6 protein-coding genes are annotated in these 3,679 nt (G+C 45.8%); all 6 read left to right on the top strand.

Annotated features, from left to right (window positions below; translation table 11 throughout):
* The first annotated feature begins 527 nt into the window (after window positions 1–527).
* Window positions 528–938 (top strand): hypothetical protein, encoded by a 411-nt coding sequence (locus tag DW205_RS22295; protein ID WP_032588465.1) that lies wholly within the window; start codon window positions 528–530, stop codon window positions 936–938.
* A 62-nt stretch (window positions 939–1,000) separates the two neighbouring features.
* On the top strand, window positions 1,001–1,336 hold the full coding sequence (locus tag DW205_RS14270; protein WP_004310306.1) for a hypothetical protein: 336 nt from the start codon (window positions 1,001–1,003) through the stop codon (window positions 1,334–1,336).
* 7 nt (window positions 1,337–1,343) lie between these two features.
* Window positions 1,344–1,559, top strand: coding sequence for a hypothetical protein (locus tag DW205_RS14265; protein ID WP_005643957.1), 216 nt, complete (start codon window positions 1,344–1,346; stop codon window positions 1,557–1,559).
* 11 nt (window positions 1,560–1,570) lie between these two features.
* On the top strand, window positions 1,571–1,792 hold the full coding sequence (locus DW205_RS14260) for a hypothetical protein (protein ID WP_008019901.1): 222 nt from the start codon (window positions 1,571–1,573) through the stop codon (window positions 1,790–1,792).
* A gap of 23 nt (window positions 1,793–1,815) precedes the next feature.
* Complete coding sequence (locus tag DW205_RS14255; protein ID WP_004310304.1) at window positions 1,816–2,235, top strand: PcfK-like family protein; 420 nt, start codon at window positions 1,816–1,818, stop codon at window positions 2,233–2,235.
* The gene (locus DW205_RS14250; protein ID WP_004310303.1) at window positions 2,232–3,497 is read left to right on the top strand and encodes a PcfJ domain-containing protein; all 1,266 of its coding nucleotides are present in this window, start codon (window positions 2,232–2,234) and stop codon (window positions 3,495–3,497) included. The genes DW205_RS14255 and DW205_RS14250 overlap by 4 nt, the downstream gene beginning before the upstream one ends.
* The last annotated feature ends 182 nt before the right edge of the window (window positions 3,498–3,679 follow it).

Genomic DNA, 3,679 nt, shown 5'->3' with positions numbered 1-3,679 from the left:
TGAAGTTACGAAAAGAGTGTAATTTATTGGAAATGAGCATTGGGTAATCGCTCATAATAGTAATAGGTTACGAATTAGTTAGTTATCTACTGCATTATTCTTCTGTGCGTTGCGTAACCTTCAAAGAACTCTTCGTATGCAAAAGTAACAATAAAACGGGAGATTTAGAAATGAATCTCCTGATTTTTTCTTCTCACACAAGTTTTTCCGTAAAAGCGATTTTATCCGTCAGCACACCATCGCCCAAAAAGATTTTGAACGAACGTGTGCCGACTGCCGCATAAGCGGAGAAAAGGGCTTTGCCTCACGCCTAAACAATAGTTTAGACTGATGAGACAAGGCCCCTTTCTTTTGTGCTTATGCCAAAGAGGTGCTTTTACGGGGTTTTGACGATTTTTCTTTTTTCGTTGTCCTTTTGAGCCGGAAGCGGAAAGCCGTGTATGACCGCACATTCCATAAATGGAACAAGCCGTCACTCACGGCAGACAAACCGGGAAGAATGATTTTATCCATCCGACCAAACACGTTTGGCCAAACAGATAAAAACATACTTCCTTGCCGATGGTTTGCTCGGTTTCACGCTACCGGCTATGTTCTTTTCTGTTGGGGATGTCTTTTTCACGGATTTCTCTTTTGAAGTTTTCCTGTCTAATCTGCCTCCACTTCCGTTTACCTCCATTTTCGCGCCTTTCAGTGAGCCGCATCAGGCAGTCATTTTCGTGCTGGGTGCAAAGGTAACTCCGGGATTGTACGGGAAAGCAAGGTCAAGCCTCCTGTTTTCTGGAAAAATCTCCAGCCTTTCGGGTAGTATTTTTCCGAAAAACCTTGCATTCCCTAATCCCTACCTTTTTAAGCACCCGAAACGAAAACGACCGATGCGACAGAAAGACGCATTAAAAAAAATGTCGGATAAACGAGAAGCAGATAAGATAGTTTGAAACTCAACTCCCTCAGCTCTTGAATCCGCATTAAAAAACAAAAAATCAAAAACAAAACGGATATGAGAACGGCAATAGCAACAAAATTCGTGGCATGGGAAGTACCAAGTTTGGAGAACCTGCAAGGCAGCAAGGTGTACGGACTTCGCACCAAACTGAACAATGGTGAGAAATTGAGCCGAGAGGAAAAGGATTGGCTTACACGCAACGTGAACAGCAACACCTATTTCAAGAGCGCAGTACCCTTGCAAGGTTGGATGTTTGACTTTTCCGACATTCTCCGAACCTACATTGTAAAGCAGTATGGACATTGGGCGGAATACAAGGCTACCGACAAGACCGCACTCCGCAGTTTCCTATACGGCAGGATAGACAGCATCGTGGAACTTAACAAATGATACGGCTATGACAGCAACGGTAAATTTCAGACAAATGGCGCAATACATAGGGCTTGCGATATGCACCCTAATCATGCGCACCGCCTTTTGGGTGTCCGGCATCCTTTGGTACATCGTCAGAGAGATAATAAACGGAGTGTTCCGAGTGGCAATAGGGGTAATCGTGGCTATTCTTTCCGTTATCCTGTTCTTCGGCTTCATTCTTTGGTTATTCACCCTTTAATCCCTACCGACATGGCAAAGAGAAGAAGCAAGACAGTGGAGCAACAATGCAGATACTACGAGGTGGGCAACATCTTCGAGTACATGGTGGAAACATACCTCAACGGCAATATGTCCGTGTTCCGTGGACTCTACCACGAACTGAACAAGGACGCACGGAAGGACTTTATAGACTTCCTATTGAGCGAGGTTGAGCCGATTTATTGGAGGGAGATTTTGAAACATACTATTTGACAACTCATAAAAACGACAGCGATATGAAAGGAACAGACCATTTCAAGAGAACGATACAGATGTATTTGGAACAACGTGCGGAGGAAGACACGCTCTTTGCGAAGAACTACCGCAATCCAGCCAAGAACATTGACGATTGCGTAACCTACATTCTGAACTATGTGCAGAAAAGCGGTTGTAACGGCTTCACGGACGGAGAGATATACGGACAAGCAGTACACTACTATGACGAGAACGAGATTGAGGTGGGCAAGCCTATCCAATGCCAAGTGGCGGTGAACCACATTGTGGAACTCACGGCAGAGGAAAAAGCAGAAGCACGTCAGCAGGCAGTCCGCAGATACCAAGACGAGGAACTCCGCAAGTTGCAGAACCGCACCAAGCCGACAAAGGCGAAAACAGAAACCCAAGTTCAACCCTCATTATTTGATTTTGGCTTATGAAACCGAGAAACAAATTTGAAAAAGCAGTTCTTGCCCAAAGCAAGAAACTACGCCCGATAACCCCGATACAGATAAATTGGGCATTCCGTAATTGCGTGGAGCATTATGCACACCGCTTGCCGAAAGGTCGTACCACTTGTATGGATTGCGGTCATAGTTGGGTAATGACGGAGCAGACCGAGCATTGTACGTGTCCCGAATGTGGAGCAAGTTTGAAAGTCTGCCTCACCTATCAGCGCAAGGTAAGACAAAAGCAGTATTTCACAACCCTTACCACAAGCGGAGAATACCAAGTGCTACGAATGTTCTTGCTTGTCGTGGGTATGGAGAAAGGGGTTAATGCCAAGTCCTATGCCCTTGAAATCGGGCAGTATTGGTGGAATGAACAAGGGCGTAAGGCTGTTGTTGCCATTCCACGCACATTGGGATGCTACATCGACACGTTCTCATTCGCTTCTCCTTTTGCTATCCGCAATGACAATGAAGCGTACCGCCATATCTCATATTCCCCGATATATCCAAGATATAAGGTGTTGCCGACGCTCCGCAGAAACGGCTTTAACGGCAATTTCCACGACATTGTACCCACCAAACTAATACCGGCATTATTGTCGGACAGCCGTGCGGAAACGCTGTTGAAGGCAGGGCAATATCCCATGTTGCGCTACTATCTGTACCACTCTTTCAATATTGGAGAGTATTGGGCTTCAATCAAGATATGTATCCGCAACGGCTATACTATTGAGGACGGCTCAATGTGGCGTGACACCATAGACCTCCTGCGTCATTTCGGCAAGGACACAAACAGCCCGAAATACGTTTGCCCTGCCGACCTCAAAGTTGAACACGACAAGTTGGTGGCAAAGCGCAACCTGCAAAGGAAACATGAGCGGACTGAACAGCAACGCAGGAAAGCGATTGAGGACGAGAAACAATATCTGAAAGCTAAGGGCATATTCTTCGGACTTGCCTTTACCGACAGCCTTATTTGCGTCAAAGTCATAGAGAGCGTGGAAGAAATGGCAGAGGAAGGAAGGACGATGCACCATTGTGTGGGCGGTTACCACAAACGAAAAGACTCCCTTATCCTATCCGCCACCATTGACGGAAAACGAATTGAAACGATAGAGGTGTCACTAAAAACTTTTGAGGTGGTGCAGTGTCGTGGCGTATGCAACGAGAACTCCGAATACCACGACCGCATCATCGCCCTTGTGAACAAGAACGCCAACCTTATCCGCCAGCGGATGAAAGCGGCATAATATCGACATCTAACAACTAACATTATGGAAGTAAGATTTGAAAGCATGGTTTTCCTATGGGATGATAAAATCCCCACGATGTTCCTTGAATTTATGAACCTCCTCACTCTTTGTCAGAGTGAGGAGCAATTAAGGGCGAGCGTCAAGGACTTTGCCGAGAAACACGAACTTGACAAGTTCTT

It is taken from the genome of Parabacteroides sp. AM17-47 (assembly GCF_003434625.1).
Classification (GTDB): Bacteria; Bacteroidota; Bacteroidia; order Bacteroidales; family Tannerellaceae; genus Parabacteroides; species Parabacteroides distasonis.
The sequence above is the reverse complement of the archived record's forward strand: the minus strand, read 5'-3'. Positions and strand labels throughout refer to the sequence as shown.

Excerpts from the sequence above, each read along its gene's own strand:
- DW205_RS14270 (WP_004310306.1), top strand. The coding sequence starts at position 1,001 with ATGAGAACGGCAATAGCAACAAAATTCGTGGCATGGGAAGTACCAAGT.
- DW205_RS14265 (WP_005643957.1), top strand. The coding sequence starts at position 1,344 with ATGACAGCAACGGTAAATTTCAGACAAATGGCGCAATACATAGGGCTT.
- DW205_RS14260 (WP_008019901.1), top strand. The coding sequence starts at position 1,571 with ATGGCAAAGAGAAGAAGCAAGACAGTGGAGCAACAATGCAGATACTAC.
- DW205_RS14255 (WP_004310304.1), top strand. The coding sequence starts at position 1,816 with ATGAAAGGAACAGACCATTTCAAGAGAACGATACAGATGTATTTGGAA.
- DW205_RS14250 (WP_004310303.1), top strand. The coding sequence starts at position 2,232 with ATGAAACCGAGAAACAAATTTGAAAAAGCAGTTCTTGCCCAAAGCAAG.